The organism is Xanthomonas sp. NCPPB 3959 (assembly GCF_056675575.1).
In genome coordinates this window covers 79,648-97,449 of the sequence record NZ_JBWWVR010000008.1, presented here as the reverse complement: position 1 = coordinate 97,449, position 17,802 = coordinate 79,648, and the positions used below count along the sequence as shown (strand labels likewise).

Here is a 17,802-nt window from a genome sequence, read left to right as displayed (position 1 = left end):
CCCGATCGACTCCGGTTATCGCGATGCGGGCGGTTCCATGGCCGCGCCCAGCACCTGGGCGGCGGTCTGCACCAGCGGAATCAGGCGGTCGTAGGCCATGCGTTTGGGCCCGATCACCCCCAGCACGCCCAGCACCTGGCCATTGGCGGCATACGGTGCGGTGACCAGCGAGACGTCTTCCAGCGACACCATGCCGGTCTCCTCGCCGATGAAGATGCGCACGCCAGGGGCCTGGATGGTGCGCTCGAGCAGCTGCAGTATCTCGCGCTTGCTGGCGAAGGCTTCGAACAGCTCGCGCAGGCGATCCAGGTCGGACAGGTCCTGCACACCCATCAGCCGGGTCTGCCCGGCCATCACCATGTCGTCCGCCTCGGCCGGCACCAGCGCCTCGTTGGCCAGATCCACGCTGTGCGCCAGCAGCTGCTCCATCTCGTTCTTGGCCACGCGCAGCTCGCGCAGCAGCGAGGCGCGGATATCCGATAGCGCGCGCCCGGCAAACTGCGCATTGAGGTAATTGGCCACCCGCTCCAGCTCGGCGGGCTCGTAGGCGCGGCGCGGCTCGATCACCCGGTTCTGCACCTCGTTGTCGGCAAACACCAGAATCGCCAGTACCCGCCGCGCATCCAGCGGCACGAAGTCGATATGCCGGAAGGCGAACTGCTCGCGCCGCGGCGCGCTGACCACGCCGACGAAGTGGCTCATCGCCGACAGCATCTGCGAGGCGCTGCCCAGCAACGATTGAGTCCCGTTGCCGCTGGCAAGCTCGGCGCGCAGGCGGCGCACTTCTTCCTCGCCCGGCGGCTGCATCTGCACCAGGCTATCGACGAACACGCGGTAGCCGTGTGCGGTAGGAATACGCCCGGCCGAGGTATGCGGAGAGCTGAGCAGCCCCACATCTTCCAGGTCGGCCAGAATATTGCGGATGGTAGCCGGGCTGACATCCAGCCCCGCATGCTGGGCCAGCGTCTTGGAGCCCACCGGCTCGCCGTCGCGGATGTAGCGGGCAATCAGCGTCCGTAGCAACTGGCGTGCGCGGGGGTCGAGCGTTGGGGACTGTGACGCGCGCATGGGATCATCCGGTGAGACTGGGCATAGATAATCTCTGGCCCCGTGATTGGCAAGGGTCTCATTCCCTCGCCGCCCCTCCCACCCTAAGCTTGCCCAAAGCGTTCACACTCGATCCCATGCTAAGACACCTCTCCATCAAGGATTTCGCCGTCGTCCGCGCCACCGAACTGGAATTCGGGCCGGGCATGACCGTGGTCTCCGGCGAAACCGGCGCCGGCAAGTCGCTGATGGTGGATGCGCTGGGCTTTCTGTCCGGCCTGCGCGCCGACAGCGGCGTGGTGCGCCACGGCGCCGACCGCGCCGAGCTCTCGGCCGAATTCCAGCTGCCCAGCGAACACCCCGGCCTGACCTGGCTGGCCGACAACGAGCTGGACGACGACGCGCAATGCCAGCTGCGCCGCATCATCCGCGCCGATGGCGGCTCGCGCGCCTGGATCAACGGCCGCCCGGTCACCTCTTCGCAACTGTCCGAGCTGGCGTCACGGCTGGTGGAAATCCACGGCCAGCACGAGCACCAGGCCTTGATGGCCCGCCACAGCCAGCTCACCCTGCTCGATGCCTATGCGCGCAACAGCGCGCAGCGCGAACAGGTGCGCCAGGCAAGCCGGCAGTGGCAGGCGTTGCTGGACGAGCGCGATGCGCTCTCGGCGCAGGGCGACGTCTCCGACCGCATCGGCTTTCTCGAACACCAGTTGGGCGAACTCGAACGCGAAGACCTGGACCCGGCCGCAATTGCCGCGCTGGACGTCAATCATCGTCGTCAGGCGCACGCCACCGCGCTGATCGGCGCCTGTGAAAGCGTCGTCCAGCAGCTCAACGGCGACGATGGCGCATCGGCGCTGGGCCTGCTGCAAGGCAGCCGCCACGACCTGGCCCGCGTCGCCGAACACGAGCCGCGCCTTGGGGAGGTGGACGCACTGCTGGACAGTGCCGCAATCCAGATCGACGAAGCGCTGGCCCTGCTCGACCGCGTACGCGACGACCTGGATGCCGACCCGGCCCAGTTCGAAGCCATGGAACGCCGGCTCGGCCGTCTGCACGATCTGGCGCGCAAGCACCGCGTGACCCCGGACGAACTGGCCGCGCAGCGCGACCGCATGAGCCAGGAAGTGGAAAGCCTGCGCGGCGCAGACGAACGCCTGCAGCAGCTGGACAAGCACATCGCCACCGCAACCGACGTCTGGCGCAACGCCGCCGCCGCCCTCAGCGCCAGCCGTACCACCGCGGCAGACTCCTTGTCGGCCGCCACCACCACGCTGATCGGCGAGCTGGGCATGGGCGGCGGGCAGTTCCTGATCCAGTTGCAGCCGCAGGACACCCTGCGCCCGGACCCGAACGGCGCCGAGCGGGTGGAATTCCTGGTCGCCGCCAATGCCGGGCAACCGCCGCGCGCGTTGCGCAAGGTCGCCTCCGGCGGCGAGCTGTCGCGGATTTCGCTGGCGATCGAAGTCGCCGCACTCGGGCTGGACAGCGTGCCGACCATGGTCTTCGACGAAGTCGATTCCGGTATCGGCGGCGCGGTAGCCGACATCGTCGGGCAAAAGCTGCGCGCTCTGGGCGAAGAGCGCCAGGTGCTATGCGTCACCCACTTGCCGCAGGTCGCCGCCAAGGGCCACGCCCATTACCGGGTCAGCAAGGCGCCGGTGGACGGCATGACCCAGAGCGCGGTCGAACTGCTCGGCCCGCAGGCCCGTCAGGAAGAACTGGCGCGCATGCTGGGCGGCGTGGAAGTGAGCAAAGAGGCTCGCGCGGCCGCACGCAAGCTGCTGCAGAGCGCGTAATCGGCTGGATTGCCGGGCGACACGTTCGGCGTTGTCGAGGCGGCTACCGTCTACAAACGCACAAGGCGGCCGAAGCCGCCTTGTCGTTGCCGCCGTGCTGCGCGCCGGGTTTAGCGCACGCGCTTCTTGCGCACGTACAGCACCAACGAATGCTCTTCCAGCTCGTAACCGTGCTGGGCGGCGATCTGGCGCTGCAACGCCTCGATCTCTTCGCTTTCGAACTCGATCACGTGGCCGGTGTCCACATCGACCATATGGTCGTGGTGGCCACCGCGATCCAGCTCATAGACGGCCTGGCCGCCTTCGAAATTGTGCTTCAGCACCAGGCCGGCAGCCTCGAACTGGGTCAGCACCCGATACACGGTGGCCAGACCGATTTCGTCGCCGTGGTCGAGTAGCTGGCGATAGATGTCTTCTGCGCTGAGGTGATGGTGATTGCTCTTTTGTTCGAGCAATTCCAGTATCCGCATCCGCGGATGGGTCACCTTGAGCCCGACTTTGCGCAGGTCGTGGGTTTCCATACGTTCTCCGTTCATTGGCGATTTAGCGCCAGCTGCCTTCAAACGGGTCGCGGCGACCGGGGGGAGTGTATCATCGGCGTGATTTCCTCAGCACTTAATCCCCGATGCGCAATCTCCTGCTGGTCGCCGCCGTTGCTCTTTCCACCGCTGGCTGCGGCATCATCTACAAGCAGCCGATCTACCAGGGCAATCTGATCAAACAGAATGCCGTGGAGCAACTCCAGGTCGGCCAGAGCAAGCAGCAGGTCAGCGCGTTGCTGGGCACTCCTTCGATCCCCGACCCGTTCCATGCGCAGCGCTGGGACTACACGTCCACCCAGCGCGTAGACCGTCTGGCGCACACCGAGGTCAAGAACTTCGTCGTGTACTTCGAAAACGAGCAGGTTACCCGTTGGGAGGGCGATTATTTCCCGGCCCAGGACGAGCAGCTCGCCAAGTCGGCACCCAAGCAGTTCGGCCGCAATCTGGCGCGCGACAAGAAGAAGCAGCGCGGCCGTTGATGCGGCTGCTCGGCGATTTTGCGATCGTCTGAGTGTTGGCAGGACCAGAGAACGCATCCCTTTGAACGGATGCGTTTTTTAGTTTTGACTGGTCGGAAAGACGTGTTCGATCAAGGACCGCAGCGCGGGCCCTGACAGCGACTGCGCGTTTTCTGTCGGCTGCGTCGTGTCCACAGGCGCTTGTCCGAACCAACGGCTACGTTCGGCTTCTCGGGACAGTTACCGGAAGAGTTCGCTGTGCCGCACCGCGCACGTGCGTCGCAGCGCTGGCAAACGACTAGGCGTTGGGGCCGGCTTTTTTGCTGGGTCCGGCACGGCGGCGACGCGCCTCTTTCGGATCCAGCAACAGCGGCCTGAGCAATTCGACCCGGTCGCCATCGCGCAGCACCTGATCCGGTCGCGCAATTACCCCGTGAATCGCCTGTGCTGCGATTGACTGATCCACCGCCAGACCAGAGGCGGCAATCGCCTCGGCTACCGTGGCGCCGTCAGGCAGATCCAGTTGCATCGAGCTGTAGCGATCCGGCCAGGCCAGCACCACTTCGACCTGCATGGCTTACACGTCGCCGCGATCGGCGACCCGCACGAAATCGTTGACCATGCGATCGGCCAGCCCCTGAAAGCCCAGCGCCAGCGCCGGACCCAGCAGCCGCGAGCTGGTCTCCACTTCCATCGTCAAACTGACCTTGCAGGCGTTTTCGCCGAGCGACTGAAATTCCCACAGGCCTTCCAGACGCTTGAACGGGCCGTCGCGCAGATGCATGACGATGCGTTCCGGGCGCTCAAGCCGATTTTCGGTGGTGAACCAGGTGCGGAACGACCCCAGCCCCAGATCCAGGCGCGCCACGATATGCGCCTGGTCCTGCTCAAGCACATGGGCAGCATCGCACCAGCCGAAACGGCGCGGATAAGCGGCGACATCATTGACCAGATCGAACATGCGGGTGGCGCTGTGTTCGACCAGTGCGCTGCGACGGATGGTAGGCATTCTCTAACTTGTGAAAGACAGAAGATCGTTTGAAGACACCGAATCGGCGACAATAGCGGCATGAGCAAGAAACCAGCCAAGGATAAAGCAAACGGCGCGACGGCCACGAAAACCATCGCGTTGAACAAGCGTGCGCGCCACGAATACCACCTGGAAGAGCGCTACGAAGCCGGCCTGGCCCTGCAGGGCTGGGAGGTCAAGGCGATTCGCGCCGGCCGCGCCAATATCATCGACGGCTACGCGTATGTGCGCTCCGGCGAGATTTTCCTGATCGGCGCGCAGATCACACCGCTGATCCAGGCCTCCAGTCACACCGTGCCGGTGGAACGCCGCGACCGCAAGCTGCTGCTGCATCGTCGGGAAATCGACAAGGTGCTGAGCAGCGTCGAACGCGACGGCTACACCCTGGTGCCCACTGCGCTGTACTGGAGCAACAACAAGGTCAAGCTGGAAATCGCACTGGCCAAGGGCAAGCAGAATCACGACAAGCGCGACGCCGCCAAAGACCGCGACTGGCAGCGCGACAAGCAGCGCGTGATGCGGCGGCATAATCGCGATGCGTGAGGGGCCGGGATTGGAGAGTCGGCATTGGGGATTCGTAACCGCAGATGCTGCTTGCTGATTCAGATGTAGCGCCCCCTTTGCGCCATCCACACGACGCGAGCCACCAGCGTTCTGACGTGCTTTTGCCAATCCCGACTCCCGACTCACGTCTTCCCAAGCATCCGCATCAGATTAGGCACCCCCCTGCCCTGCACATAGCGATCGCGTTGCAGGTCGGTACTGGTCTCCAGCAGCAGTTGCTTGACCCGATCCGGAAAGCCGATGAACTCGCGGCGTGCGGAAAGAAATCCGGCCAGCACGCCGGAGACATGCGGTGCGGCCATACTGGTACCGCTCATCTCCACCATCAGGCTGGCCGCATCGTTCGGGTCGAAGTCGTAATAGGCCGACAGGATCTTTTCGCCTGGTGCGACCACATCGGGCTTGCCGCGACCATCGGCGGTCGGCCCGCGCGACGAAAAATACGACACGCCGTAATTGTGCGGGCTGCTCTTGTGCACCGAGCCGACCACGATGGCGTCCTCCAGATTGCCCGGGTCGCTGATCGACAGATCCATGTTGGCCGGATACGCATCGCCATCGTTACGCATCAGCCAGGCCATGCCCTCGTTGCCAGCGGCAACGACAACCAGTACGCCTTGCCGCCATAGCCGGCGCAACTCGTTGCACAACGGCGTAAAACCGCAGCCGTAACTCTCCGGGTCGAAGTAGCCGCCCAGGCTCAGATTGACCCCGTGGATGACCAACTCACCTGCGCGCTCGTTGATCGCCGCCACTTGCTGCACCGCCTTGATCATCCACGAATCGCGGCCGTTTCCGGCATCATCCAGCACCTTGAATCCATATAACTGCGTGTCGGGCGCCATGCCGGCGAACTCCTGTGGTTTACCGGGATTGCCCTCCACGTCCGCGATCACCGCGCGAGATTGGCCGGCGATGATGCCGGCGATATGGGTGCCGTGCCCATGCCGATCGAGCCTGGTAAATGCATCGCCATCTGCGCGCGTCAATCGTTTAGGCGCGCCACGCCGCGTGCAATCCCATTGCGCCACCACACTGTCACGCTCGCCCTTCACGAAGAAATGCGGATGACTGGCCGCGATGCCGGTGTCTAGCACCGCCCAGCCGATCTGCTGACCGCGCGCGCGATACGCGGTGCGCGCAGCATCGGCATGCAAGACGTTGCCGGAGACGTTGATCAGCGCGCGCTTGCCGGCATCGCGCCACACGCGCCGGAATCCGAGTGCACGGTAGCGATCCTGCAATGACTCGATCTCGAAGCGCGTCAGCCGCGCCGAGACGAAACGCTGCAAGCCGTCTTCCAGTTCGATCGCCTCATCCAATGCGTCGCCCCTCAAGCCAGTGCTGCGTGCCGCGGTCTCGCGCAACTGCGCCAGCAGCAGCGCACGCGTGGCAGCCGGGTCGTTGCCGAGCAGGCGACGATCCAGTTCGATCAGCACTTCGTGCCGATGCTCGGACCCATGCGCTTCCAGCTGCTCGCTGAGATCCTTGATCAGCACCGCGTTGGACACCGGCTGATCGAAGCCCATGCCGACGGCCTCACGCACCGCCGCACGCACTTGCGGAATCGACAGATAGCCCGAGCCCGAATGCGGGTTGTGCTGCCAATCCGGATTTAAGCGTGCGTCCGAGAGGTTTTCGAAACGTCCCTTGGCATTGGCGATGTCGTCGGTGAGATCCGGGTCCAGCGCGATCGGGTCGCGTGTTTCGGCCACGTTGATCCAGCGCCGCACGCACTCGGGAAACGGCAGCTTGCGCGTGCCGGTCCAGCGTTTGAACATGCTGCGTACTTGCGGCAAGCCCAGCGGCGAGCCCAGGGTCAGGAACAAGCTGACCTCGCACTCGGCGGCTTGCAGCTGGCGCAGCACATCGAAGGCGATCATCGAGCCCTGGCTGTGCGCCACCACCACGAACGGCCCGCCGCCCGAGCGCAAGCGCTGCGCCAGGCTTTCGCGCATCAACGCCGCACGCTCGGGCACGAAGAACAGATCGTGCACGTCCTGCAGCAACGCGGCAGAGATCAAGCGCAGCAGCACGCGGTTGATCGCATCGATCGGGCCTTTCGCCTGCACGTCACCAACGGCAGGCGTGGCGGACGCCGTGTCCAGTTCGTCCAGCAAGCGATGCAGATCGCTGCGTTCCTGCTCGCTCTGCGCCAACGCATCGGCCAACAGATGCAGATCCTGCTCGCCTGGCACCAACCCAAGCGTACTCAAGGCGCGCTGCACACTCTGATTGAGCGCGGGGCCGACATCGCGCGCCTCGCAACTGCCGGGCTCGGCGACCGGATACCGCTCGCGATTGACCCAGTACGCCAGGCGCGTGCGCTCGCCCATCGGCCGTCCGAACAAGGCCTTGTCCCATTGGCAGCGCAACACCTCGGCCGGCGGCTTGTTGCCGATGCCATGGATGTAGATCACCGTGCGCGCCTTGTCCTGCACGCGGCTCTTCGCCGTGGTCTGCGGCTGCGCGCTGCGCGCTGCACGTTTGCGCGCGGGTCGATCGGCAGTGACCGCTGGTTTGCGGGGCGCTGCACGCGCCGGCCGTGGACGTGGGGGCTTGCTGGTCGCCATCGCTTCGCTCCTTCGTTTACAGATTGTTCCGTTCGGTACGGGACTGAAGCCACTGTAAGCGCTGCGTATCTCACCACTTGTGACAGGGCGCGCCGATCCCTACACTGGGCATGTCAGCGTTTTGATGCTTTCCCCGGGGGTGCACTGGTTTCGACGGGGGTCGCGAAGTCGCTTGGCGCATGCCGAGGGGGCAGCTTTCCTCGTTAATCCAGCAGCAAACTTTTAGTTGCCAACGATGACAACTACGGTTCGGACTACGCTATCGCCGCTTAACTGGCTTTAGTTTTAGTTCTACAGCCGCCTAAGGCGAACCCCCGAACCTACTTGTGCCCGTGCTCGTAGATGTAGGGTCATTATCACGGAACCGTCGGTAGTGGCTGCCTGTCAGCTACCGGTTAGATAAAGCAGGCTGGTTTCCAGGTGCGCTTTGCCAACCGTGCTGCCTGGAAATGAGATCTAACGGAGGGCTAAGCATGTAGTGCTGGGGATGGAGTGCTTCCGGACGGCGGTTCGATTCCGCCCACCTCCACCAAACAACGGTCCTAAGACGACCGACTAAGGCCGGGACTCTCGATGCAGAGGGTTCCCGGCCTTTTTCATGGGCGCTGCAAAGTCGTCGGATCGATGGCCCATCCAATGAAGCACGGCTGTCTACGCTGCGTATTGCGTCAGATAGTGACGTGACCTGTCTGTTCGGAGGCCATGGTCGGCGCGACCGCGATCTGTGGCGAGCTCGCCTCTGCGGGCAAGGCATCGCCGCGCAATCGATCGAAAAGCTGCAGTAATTCGGTGGCTTCTTGCTGCAGCAGGACCAGGGCGCTCTTGTTGGGCTCTTCCATCTCACGCTCCTCTGGAGACACTCCCCAGCATCTGATGCAGTGAGAGCAAACCTCGTGCCAGCGTCGTGGCTGCAGGCATCCGTGAGCTGTAGTTGCACCACACAGAATCCGTGACATAAGCGCGGCGCGCCGAGCACAAGCACAATCGACGGGCAGCAGCATCCAACGAGTGACCAAGACGTGTTGGCGGCGCCAACGTGCCACGCGATATCGACGCACCGTTCTCGGCACGCGCCTCACTGTCACTACCGGAATTCTGAACGAACGGCCAAACGAGGTGAAGCGTAGGCACGCGCTTTGCATCAGCCTCTACCAGACGATCAGTGTTGGGGAACACGGTGTTGACCAAAAAAGCAAAACGCCATGCTGCCGGGGCTTTACTGCTCGGTGGGGTGATCTTCGTGCTGATCGGTGTGGGCGGTTATTTCACCACGCAGCGTTCGCTCTCCGACGCCGGCTGGGTAACGCATACGCAGGAAGTGATCGCCGCCATCGATGAAATCCAGGCCGGCATGCTGTCGGCGGAGTCGTCTGTGCGTGGCTATGTGCTAACCGATAACGAGGCATTTCTGGGCGTGTATGCCGATGCGATCGGACGCCTGCCCGAACGCATCGTGCGGCTGGAAGCGCTGGTACAGGACAACGTGGCGCAGGAGCGCAATGTCGTGCTGCTGCGGCGGTTGATGGACACGCGCCTGGTGCAGATCAACGACTTGCTGCACAGCTACCGCGCAAGCGGTCTGGATGGCGCGCGCGCATCGATTGCGCGCGGGGTGTTTCAGACCTCCTCCACGCTGCGTCGCCAGGTGCAGACCATGACCGAGCTGGAACGCCGCCAGTTGGTGACGCGTACAGAGACCAACCAGACCAGCGCGCAGTGGGTGCTGCGTAGCACCGTGATCGGCATCATCAGCGGACTGTTGGTGATGTTGCTTGCCTACCGCCTGCTGTCGCGCGAACTGGAACGACGCGTGCGTGCCGAGGACGAGGCCAGCAGCACCAGCGAGCGACTGGTGGAGTCGTTCGCCGCACTCGAACGCACTTCCGCCGGACTGGAGGCGCTGTCGCGCTATTCGGGGCTGCTGCAGAACTGTCGCGATGCCGAAGAAGCGCTGGAAATCACCGCGCGCACGATTGCGCCGTTGATCCCCGGTGCCTCTGGCGCGGTCTACCTGCTGCGCGCCTCGCGTGATCGCGCCGAGCCGGTGGTCACCTGGGGCGCGATGGCCGACGACCACAGTGCCAGCATTGCGCCGCATGACTGTTGGGCGCTGCGTCGCGATCGCACGCATGTGGTGGAGGACACCAGCCAGGGCATGGTCTGCCAACATGCCGGCGCCAATCTTCCGGCGCATGCGAGCACGGTCTGCATTCCGTTGTCGGCGCAGGGCACGCAATTGGGCATGCTGGCGTTGCGCAGCGAGGATCCGCGCGAACTGACCTCGTTAACCGTGGCCGAAGCGGCCGCAGAACAACTGTCGCTGGCGCTGCACAACCTGCGTTTGCGCGAGACGCTGCGTCAGCAATCCATCCGCGATCCGCTGACCGGTCTGTACAACCGCCGCTATCTGGAAGAGGCGCTCAACCACGAACTGGCGCGCTGCACGCGCCGGGCGCTGCCGTTGTCGGTATTGATGCTGGACGTGGACCATTTCAAACAGTTCAACGATCTGCATGGGCACAGTGGTGGCGATCGCGTGCTGGCGGCGATTGGCGAATTCCTGCTGACGCAGATGCGCGGCGAAGACATCTGCTGCCGCTATGGTGGCGAAGAATTGACCATCATCCTGCCGGAAGTGGATCTCCCCACCGCCAGCAAGATGGCCGAGAAGTTGCGCGTGGGCATCGAGGCCTTGCAAGTCATGGCCGATGGCGTGTCGCTACCCAAGATCACCGCATCGTTTGGTGCGGCCAGCTTCCCCGAGCATGCGGGCAATGCAACGCAGCTGCTGCGGCGTGCGGACGAGGCGCTGTACCGGGCCAAACAGGCTGGGCGCAATCAGGTGGTGAGCGCGGGCGCTTCGACTGCCGCAGTGTAATCGTCGATCAGCTGCAACAAGGCGCACTGTCGCCAGGAATGCGATCTGCAGATGCTGCCTCGCGGTCGGGTCGCGCCTACCTGGCTGCCGTACCCTCGTATTGCCAATCATGCAGAGCAAGACTCAAACGCAGGCCTGTCCGTCGTCGTCGGTTGGAATCAGGCCGGCGCCGGCCAGCATGCCATCGACGCGGGTCCGCACGTAGGCGGCCTCTTCGGGCTCGACGCTGCTCAGCAGGGCTTCCGCGCGTGCCTGGAAATCGAGATAGTCGAAATCCGCATCTTCATCGGCCGACAGCTGCGGCAATGCATCCTGCAACGCATCCAGGCGCGTCTCGAGTTCTTCGCGGGTAGGCATGGCAGACTCCAATGGCAAAGCGGACACGGTTGCGGCAAGGCCGTCAACAAGGTGCGAAGTCCTGCCCTGCAATGCTTCATCTTCCTACCCGATGCAGCGGCGCTGCACGCTCAATTTCCACAGTGCGCAGCCGATAATGATGCCGACTCCTATAGAACCTTCCCTGTGATCCTCCACCTGCGGCGGGATTTCCGCCTCGGCATCGTCAAGATGCTTGGGCCAATCACCGCGCTGTTGCTCTGCCTCTATGCGGTGTACCTGGCCATGACCGGTCAGGTCGTCGCCTGCCTGATCACCGCAACGCTCGGTGTGCTTGCGGTATGGCGCGGCTGGCAGATGCGCAGCGCCGACCGCACCGGTGTGGGCGGGGTGTGGCTGGCATCGATCAATGTGAGCGGGTGTCTGGTGGCGTGCTGGACAGGCGGCGATGGCGCGCTGCCCTGGCTGTTTCCGGTGCTGGCGACCAATTATTTTCTATGCGGGCCGCAACGTGCGGTGCTGCTCAGCCTGCCGCTGTTGGCGGCCCTGCTGTTGTTGCCCGGTTTGATCGTCAGCCCTGGTCAAGGCGTGTCGACGGTCGTGGTGACCTTGGTGACGCTGACGGTGGGGTATGCGTTTTCGCTGCGCATGCAGGACGACCGCGTGCATCTGGAAGAGCTGGCCTCGCTGGATGCGCTCACTGGCTTGCCCAATCGACGCATGCTCGAACGTGCGCTCACCCATCAGATCGATCAACGGCAACCGCACGATCGGCTCAACAGCCTGATCATCCTGGATCTGGATCATTTCAAGGAGGTCAACGATCTGTACGGGCATGCCGCAGGCGATGCCGCACTCTCGGATCTGGCCACCATCCTGCGCTACGAGGTACGCGATCCGCATCAGGTGTTCCGCTTCGGCGGCGAAGAATTCGTGGTGTTGTTGCGCGCCGGCTCGCTGCAGGAACTGGAAGCGGCGACCGAGCGCCTGCGCAAGGTCATTCGCAATGGCCTGCGCGGCCCGGGTGGACGTATCACGGTGTCGCTGGGTGCGGCCCGCCACGATGGCGAGACGCATTGGCAGGACTGGTTTTCACGCGCCGATGCGGCGCTGTATCTGGCCAAGAACGGCGGCCGCGATAGCGTGCGGGTTGCCGACTGACCCACCGGTTGCGGGGCGACACCTTGGCCGCCCCGCATGCCTGCTTCAACGATTGACTACAGCCACCGGTACCGCAGGCGCTTCGCCCTGCTTCCAGCCGCCCAGCGCTTTGTAGACACCGACCACACCAACATTCACTGCCGCTTCGGCCTGTGCCAACGCATCGTCTGCGGCCAGTTGGGTGCGTTGTGCATCCAGCAGCGTGAGGAAGTCTTCCGAGCCCTCGCGGTAGCGGATCTGCGCCAACTGTTCGGCACGCCGTGCGGCGTTGGCCTGCTCTACCACGATCGCCAGACGCGCCTGCTGGCGGCCGTAGCCGATCAGTGCGTTCTCGGTGTCTTCCAACGCCAGCAACACGGCCTGCTGGTATTGCGCCAACGCGCCTTCGGCCTGCGCCTTGCTGGCACGCAGGCGCGCACGCACGGTGCCGAAGTCGAACGCCGCCCAGCTGATCGACGGGGTGATCGACCAGGCCTTGCCACTGCCCTCGGTCAGCCTGGCCGCATCGCCGGACAGGAAGCCGACAAAGCCGCTCACGCTGATGCGCGGGAAAAGGTCGGCAGTCGCAACGCCAACCTGCGCGGTGGCTGCCGCCAGGCGACGTTCTGCACTGCGCACGTCCGGTCGCTGACGCAGCAGCCCGGCGGTGTCGCCCAGCGGCAACGCACGTGCGAACGCGGGCGTGGTGCGAGGTACCAGGGTGGCATCCAGCGCGTCCGGCGCCTGGCCGAGCAACACGGCCAGACGGTGGCGGTATTGCGCCTCGGCGGTTTCCAGCAACGGAATATCCGCCTCGATCGCCTTCAGCCGCGCCAGGCTGCTCTGCACTTCCAGCTCGCTGCCGGCGCCTAGGTCCCAACGCGTCTGCGTCAGTTTCTGGGTGTCGTGCAGGTTGATCAGCGTGCGCTTGGAGACATCCAGCTGCTTCTGCGTACCGCGCAACTCGAAATAGTTGCGGGCCACTTCGGCTGCGACCGTGACCTGCACGTCGAGCAAACCGGCTTGCTCGGCTTCCAGATCGGCACGCGCCGCTTCCGACGCACGTCGCTGACGACCGAATAGATCCAGCTCCCAGGCCGCATCCAGACCCAGGGTGGTCTGTTCGGTGAGGAAACGCTGATTGCCGGCAATCACCTGCTGTTGTTCGCGCCGATCGAAGCTGCCCTGCGCGGTGATATGCGGGGCCTGGTCCAGACGACGTTCGACGAACACCGCACGCGCCTGCTTGACGCGCGAGACGGCGATGCGCAGATCGTGGTTGGCAAACAAGCCATCGCGTACCAGTTGCTCCAGCACCGGGTCGTCGAACTGCGACCACCAGTTGCCGACTGGCGACTCGGCACTGTAGGCCGCGTCCTGCGCGCCCTGCAGCGTTACCGCGGCGGGCGGGTCGGGCCGGTAATCCGGGCCGACCGCACAACCGCTGAGCACCAGCGCGGCCAGTGCCACGCTCAAGAATGTCCTTACCATGGCAACACGTCTCCCAAATACGTAAAGCTGCCGGTGGCGCCGTGCGCGTCGAGCAGCGCCATCTGCACGCTGCTGTGCGCGCCCTGCTCCACTTCGATCTCACCGTTACCAGCGTTCATATCGGTTTTGACATAGCCCGGATGCACGCTGTTGACCTTGATGGCGGTGTCGCGCAGCTCATAGGCCAGATGCACGGTCCAGCTGTTCAGCGCGCTCTTGGAGGCGTTGTACGCGGGAACCTTGGCGTCGTAGATCGGCGAGCCCGGTTGGCTGTGCAAGGTCAGCGAGCCGAGCTGGCTCGATACGTTGACGATGCGCCCGGCCAGCGAGCGACGCAGCAGCGGCAGAAAGGCCTTGGTCACGCCGACCACGGCGAACAGATTGGTGTCGAAGGTGCGCTTCCACACCTCCAGACTCTGCTGCGACGGCGTGCGCTGCATGTCGTCGATCATGATGCCGGCGTTGTTGATCAGGATGTCCAGGTGGCCATGACGCTGTTCCACCGTGCCCACGGCTGCGGCGATGCTGATGTCGTCGTTGACGTCGAGCTGGATGGCTTCCACCGGCAGGCCCTCGCCCTGCAGCTTGAGTGCGGCAGCGACCGCGTCATCGCGCTTGCGGCCGGCCAGCAGCGTGTGCACGCCGGCCTGGGCCAATTGCCGAACGGTTTCCAGGCCGATGCCGCGGGTGGCACCGGTGACCAGTGCAATTTTGCTGTTGCTCATTTCAAATTCCTTCGAATGGATGGAATGCACCGCGGCGCTTACGCCTTGACGGGTTCATGCGAGACGGCAGCCGGCGCGGCGGGTTGTTCGCCACGGGTCACCCACTTGCGCAGGGCCACGTAGAACACCGGAGTCAGGAACAGGCCGAACAGGGTCACACCGAGCATGCCGGCGAACACGGTGATGCCGGTGACCGAGCGCACTTCGGCGCCAGCGCCATGGCCGAACACCAACGGCACGGTGCCGGCGATGAAGGCGATGGAGGTCATCACGATCGGGCGCAGACGCAGGCGGCAGGCTTCCAGCGCGGCTTCGACGATGCCCTTGCCGTGCATTTCGAGTTCGCGGGCGAACTCCACGATCAGGATCGCGTTCTTGCACGCCAGGCCCATCAGCACTACCAACCCCACCTGCACGAACACGTTGTTGTCGCCACCGGTGAGCCACACGCCGAACAAGGCGGATAGCAAGGTCATCGGCACGATCAGGATCACCGCCAACGGCAAGGTCCAGCTCTCGTACAAGGCGGCCAGCACCAGGAACGCCAGCAACACCGCCATCGGGAACACGATCAACGCCGAGTTGCCCTGGATCGACTGCTGATAGCTCAGATCGGTCCATTCGATGTTCATGCCGTTGGGCAACACCTTCGGCGCCATGCCGGCCAGCGTCTGCATCGCCTGTGTGGACGAGAGCACACGCGGATCGGCTTCACCGATCAGATCGGCGGCCGGATAGCCGTTGTAGCGGATCACCGGATCCGGGCCGTAGGTCTGGCCCAGCGTGACCATGCTGCCGATCGGCACCATCTGCCCGCGATCGTTGCGGGTGCGCAGGTTGGCGATGTCTTCGACGCTGTCGCGGAACTGTCCATCGGCCTGGGCGATCACCTGGTAGGTGCGACCGAAGCGATTGAAGTCGTTGATGTACGACGAACCCAGATAAGTCTGCAGCGTGTCGAACAGATTGGTCAGCGGCACGCCCTGCGCCTTGGCCTTGTCGCGATCGACCTTGGCGTCGAGCTGCGGCACGTTGGCCTGATACGTGCCGATCGGGAACTGCATGCCCGGCGTCTGCGAGATCGCACCGGACATCGCATTGACCGCACTCTGCAACTGGCCATAGCCCAGACCGGCACGGTCCTGGATATACAGCGAGTAGCCCGAGCCCTGCCCCAGACCCAGAATCGGCGGCGGCATGAACGCAAACGCAAAGCCCTGCTGGATCTGGCTGATGCGTGCGTTGATCTCCGCATTGATCTGCTCGGCCGTGCGGCTGCGCTGGCTAAACGGCTTGAGGGTGAGGAACACCGTGCCGGTGTTGGGCGTGTTGGTGAACTGCAGCGGATTCAGGCCCGGGAACGCAATCGCGTGGTCCACGCCTTCGGTCTGCAGCGCGATCTGGGTGATCTGACGGATCACCTCGTTGGTGCGCTCCAGCGAGGCGCCTTCCGGCAATTTGGTACCGGCGATCAGGTACAGCTTGTCCTGAGTCGGAATGAAGCCGCCCGGCACCACCTTGAACATGAAACCGGTGGCCACCAGCAGCAGCAGATACACCATGAACACCGCACCGCGCTTGCCCAGCGCACGCGACACCGCGCCCTGATACTTGTTGGAGCTGGTGTTGAAGAAGCGATTGAACGGACGGAACAACCAGCCGAACAAACGATCGATCAATCGCGTCGGGCCATCCTTGGGTGCGTCGTGGGCCTTGAGCAACATGGCCGCCAATGCCGGCGACAGCGTCAACGAGTTGATCGCCGAGATCACCGTGGAGATCGCGATGGTCACCGCGAACTGCTTGTAGAACTGGCCGGTCACGCCCGACAGGAACGCCATCGGCACGAACACCGCGCACAGCACCAGCGCGATGGCGATGATCGGCCCGGACACTTCGCGCATCGCCTGATGCGCAGCGGCCAACGGGCTCAGGCCTTCTTCGATATTGCGCTCGACGTTTTCCACCACCACGATCGCGTCGTCGACCACGATGCCGATCGCCAGCACCAGCCCGAACAGGCTCAGCGTGTTGATCGAAAAACCCAGCAGATACAGTGCGGCAAACGTACCGACCACCGACACCGGCACCGCCAGCAACGGGATGATCGAAGCACGCCAGGTCTGCAGGAACAGGATCACCACCAGCACCACCAGCAGCACCGCTTCCAGCAGCGTGCTGACCACCGCACTGATCGAGTCGCGCACGAACACGGTCGGGTCATACGCAGCCGACCACGCCATGTCCTGCGGGAACTGCTTTTCCAGCTCCGCCATCTTGGCGCGCACCGCATCGGACAATTCGATCGCGTTGGCACCCGGCGACTGGAACACGCCCATGCCCACCGCGTTCTGGTTGTCCAGCTGCGAGCGCAAGGTGTAGTTGCCGGCACCCAGTTCCAGACGCGCCACATCCGACAGGCGCACGATCTCGCCGCTGTTGCCGCTGCGGATCACGATGTTGCCGAACTCTTCTTCGGTGGTGAGGCGGCCCTGCGCGTTGATCGAGAGCAGGAAATCGCTCTTGTTGGGCATCGGCTCGGCACCGAGCTGACCGGCGGAGACCTGCACGTTCTGCTCGCGGATCGCGGCGACCACGTCGCTGGCAGTGAGCCCGCGTGCGGCGACCTTGTCCGGATCCAGCCAGATGCGCATGGCGTAATCGCCCGCACCGAAGATCTGGATCTGGCCCACGCCCGGCAGGCGCGACAGCTCGTCCTTGACCTTCAGCAACGCGTAGTTGCTCAGGTACAACGAGTTGTACTTGCCTTTGGGCGAGGTCAGATGCACGACCATGGTCAGCGTCGGCGACTGCTTCTGGGTGGTGACACCCTGGCGCCGTACGTCCTCGGGCAGACGCGCCTGCGCCTGGCTGACGCGGTTCTGCACCTGCACCTGCGCCTGGTCCGGATCGGTGCCCGGCTTGAAGGTCACGGTGACCACCAGCACGCCATCGGAGCCGGCGACCGACTTCATGTACATCATGTCTTCCACGCCGTTGATGGCTTCCTCAAGCGGCGTGGCGACGGTCTCGGCGATGACCTTGGGATTGGCGCCCGGATACACCGCACGCACCTGCACGCTCGGCGGCACCACTTCCGGGTACTCGCTGATGGGCAATAGCGGCATGGCGATCAGGCCGGCAGCGAAAATGATGATCGACAGCACCGCGGCAAAGATCGGCCGGTCGATGAAAAAACGGGAAAAGTCCATTGGG

General features: G+C 64.2%; 15 protein-coding genes and 1 other RNA gene. 6 read left to right on the top strand and 10 right to left on the bottom strand.

The genetic code is table 11. The annotated features are described in order from the left end of the window. Window positions 1-15 precede the first annotated feature (15 nt). Window positions 16-1,068 carry a heat-inducible transcriptional repressor HrcA gene (gene hrcA, locus AC1KVG_RS11095; RefSeq protein ID WP_481094435.1) on the bottom strand — a complete coding sequence of 351 codons (1,053 nt, stop codon included), beginning with the start codon at window positions 1,066-1,068 and terminating at the stop codon, window positions 16-18. A 116-nt stretch (window positions 1,069-1,184) separates the two neighbouring features. On the opposite strand from hrcA, the gene recN reads away from it, so the two are divergent. Continuing rightward, window positions 1,185-2,849 (top strand): DNA repair protein RecN, encoded by a 1,665-nt coding sequence (gene recN, locus AC1KVG_RS11090; protein ID WP_043889748.1) that lies wholly within the window; start codon window positions 1,185-1,187, stop codon window positions 2,847-2,849. A 110-nt stretch (window positions 2,850-2,959) separates the two neighbouring features. Here recN and fur read toward each other — a convergent pair whose 3' ends face one another. Next, the gene (fur, locus tag AC1KVG_RS11085; protein WP_006449456.1) at window positions 2,960-3,370 is read right to left on the bottom strand and encodes a ferric iron uptake transcriptional regulator; all 411 of its coding nucleotides are present in this window, start codon (window positions 3,368-3,370) and stop codon (window positions 2,960-2,962) included. A 104-nt stretch (window positions 3,371-3,474) separates the two neighbouring features. Here fur and AC1KVG_RS11080 point away from each other — a divergent pair, with 104 nt between their 5' ends. Then, the gene (locus AC1KVG_RS11080; protein WP_006449455.1) at window positions 3,475-3,870 is read left to right on the top strand and encodes an outer membrane protein assembly factor BamE; all 396 of its coding nucleotides are present in this window, start codon (window positions 3,475-3,477) and stop codon (window positions 3,868-3,870) included. A 277-nt stretch (window positions 3,871-4,147) separates the two neighbouring features. On the opposite strand, the gene AC1KVG_RS11075 is transcribed toward AC1KVG_RS11080, so the two are convergent. Both AC1KVG_RS11075 and AC1KVG_RS11070 read right to left on the bottom strand, forming a co-directional pair. Beyond that, the gene (locus tag AC1KVG_RS11075; protein WP_481094434.1) at window positions 4,148-4,423 is read right to left on the bottom strand and encodes an RnfH family protein; all 276 of its coding nucleotides are present in this window, start codon (window positions 4,421-4,423) and stop codon (window positions 4,148-4,150) included. Window positions 4,424-4,426: 3 nt separating this feature from the next. Further along, on the bottom strand, window positions 4,427-4,858 hold the full coding sequence (locus AC1KVG_RS11070; protein WP_006449453.1) for a type II toxin-antitoxin system RatA family toxin: 432 nt from the start codon (window positions 4,856-4,858) through the stop codon (window positions 4,427-4,429). 60 nt (window positions 4,859-4,918) lie between these two features. On the opposite strand from AC1KVG_RS11070, the gene smpB reads away from it, so the two are divergent. After that, complete coding sequence (gene smpB, locus AC1KVG_RS11065) at window positions 4,919-5,422, top strand: SsrA-binding protein SmpB (RefSeq protein ID WP_006449452.1); 504 nt, start codon at window positions 4,919-4,921, stop codon at window positions 5,420-5,422. A gap of 143 nt (window positions 5,423-5,565) precedes the next feature. On the opposite strand, the gene AC1KVG_RS11060 is transcribed toward smpB, so the two are convergent. Next, the gene (locus tag AC1KVG_RS11060) at window positions 5,566-8,016 is read right to left on the bottom strand and encodes a S8 family serine peptidase (protein ID WP_481094433.1); all 2,451 of its coding nucleotides are present in this window, start codon (window positions 8,014-8,016) and stop codon (window positions 5,566-5,568) included. Between the two features lie 135 nt (window positions 8,017-8,151). Between AC1KVG_RS11060 and ssrA the strand changes: the two genes are divergently transcribed. After that, window positions 8,152-8,548, top strand: a transfer-messenger RNA (tmRNA) gene (gene ssrA / locus AC1KVG_RS11055). 136 nt (window positions 8,549-8,684) lie between these two features. Here the strand turns inward: ssrA and AC1KVG_RS11050 are convergent. Then, window positions 8,685-8,855, bottom strand: a complete 171-nt coding sequence (locus tag AC1KVG_RS11050) for a hypothetical protein (RefSeq protein ID WP_268212061.1) — start codon at window positions 8,853-8,855, stop codon at window positions 8,685-8,687. 338 nt (window positions 8,856-9,193) lie between these two features. Between AC1KVG_RS11050 and AC1KVG_RS11045 the strand changes: the two genes are divergently transcribed. Further along, complete coding sequence (locus tag AC1KVG_RS11045; RefSeq protein WP_481094432.1) at window positions 9,194-10,894, top strand: sensor domain-containing diguanylate cyclase; 1,701 nt, start codon at window positions 9,194-9,196, stop codon at window positions 10,892-10,894. Window positions 10,895-11,017: 123 nt separating this feature from the next. Here the strand turns inward: AC1KVG_RS11045 and AC1KVG_RS11040 are convergent, their stop codons facing one another. Then, complete coding sequence (locus tag AC1KVG_RS11040) at window positions 11,018-11,323, bottom strand: hypothetical protein (protein ID WP_481094431.1); 306 nt, start codon at window positions 11,321-11,323, stop codon at window positions 11,018-11,020. 93 nt (window positions 11,324-11,416) lie between these two features. Between AC1KVG_RS11040 and AC1KVG_RS11035 the strand changes: the two genes are divergently transcribed. Further along, complete coding sequence (locus AC1KVG_RS11035) at window positions 11,417-12,391, top strand: GGDEF domain-containing protein (protein ID WP_023903522.1); 975 nt, start codon at window positions 11,417-11,419, stop codon at window positions 12,389-12,391. Between the two features lie 45 nt (window positions 12,392-12,436). On the opposite strand, the gene AC1KVG_RS11030 is transcribed toward AC1KVG_RS11035, so the two are convergent. From AC1KVG_RS11030 to AC1KVG_RS11020, 3 genes are read right to left on the bottom strand one after another with little or no spacing between them, the layout of a single operon-like run. Next, on the bottom strand, window positions 12,437-13,861 hold the full coding sequence (locus AC1KVG_RS11030) for an efflux transporter outer membrane subunit (protein ID WP_481094430.1): 1,425 nt from the start codon (window positions 13,859-13,861) through the stop codon (window positions 12,437-12,439). Then, entirely contained in the window at window positions 13,855-14,586 is a 732-nt protein-coding gene (locus AC1KVG_RS11025; RefSeq protein ID WP_481094429.1) for an SDR family oxidoreductase, read from the bottom strand. Before AC1KVG_RS11025 ends, AC1KVG_RS11030 begins: the two co-directional genes overlap by 7 nt. Window positions 14,587-14,624: 38 nt before the next feature. After that, window positions 14,625-17,798, bottom strand: a complete 3,174-nt coding sequence (locus AC1KVG_RS11020; RefSeq protein WP_074057850.1) for an efflux RND transporter permease subunit — start codon at window positions 17,796-17,798, stop codon at window positions 14,625-14,627. Window positions 17,799-17,802: the final 4 nt, after the last annotated feature.

Bases quoted from the DNA above. Each gene is read 5' to 3' on its own strand.
- smpB (WP_006449452.1), top strand. From the start codon at position 4,919: ATGAGCAAGAAACCAGCCAAGGATAAAGCAAACGGCGCGACGGCCACG.
- hrcA (WP_481094435.1), bottom strand. From the start codon at position 1,068: ATGCGCGCGTCACAGTCCCCAACGCTCGACCCCCGCGCACGCCAGTTG.
- fur (WP_006449456.1), bottom strand. From the start codon at position 3,370: ATGGAAACCCACGACCTGCGCAAAGTCGGGCTCAAGGTGACCCATCCG.
- AC1KVG_RS11075 (WP_481094434.1), bottom strand. From the start codon at position 4,423: ATGCAGGTCGAAGTGGTGCTGGCCTGGCCGGATCGCTACAGCTCGATG.
- AC1KVG_RS11080 (WP_006449455.1), top strand. From the start codon at position 3,475: ATGCGCAATCTCCTGCTGGTCGCCGCCGTTGCTCTTTCCACCGCTGGC.
- AC1KVG_RS11025 (WP_481094429.1), bottom strand. From the start codon at position 14,586: ATGAGCAACAGCAAAATTGCACTGGTCACCGGTGCCACCCGCGGCATC.
- AC1KVG_RS11050 (WP_268212061.1), bottom strand. From the start codon at position 8,855: ATGGAAGAGCCCAACAAGAGCGCCCTGGTCCTGCTGCAGCAAGAAGCC.
- AC1KVG_RS11030 (WP_481094430.1), bottom strand. From the start codon at position 13,861: ATGGTAAGGACATTCTTGAGCGTGGCACTGGCCGCGCTGGTGCTCAGC.
- AC1KVG_RS11070 (WP_006449453.1), bottom strand. From the start codon at position 4,858: ATGCCTACCATCCGTCGCAGCGCACTGGTCGAACACAGCGCCACCCGC.
- recN (WP_043889748.1), top strand. From the start codon at position 1,185: ATGCTAAGACACCTCTCCATCAAGGATTTCGCCGTCGTCCGCGCCACC.
- AC1KVG_RS11020 (WP_074057850.1), bottom strand. From the start codon at position 17,798: ATGGACTTTTCCCGTTTTTTCATCGACCGGCCGATCTTTGCCGCGGTG.
- AC1KVG_RS11060 (WP_481094433.1), bottom strand. From the start codon at position 8,016: ATGGCGACCAGCAAGCCCCCACGTCCACGGCCGGCGCGTGCAGCGCCC.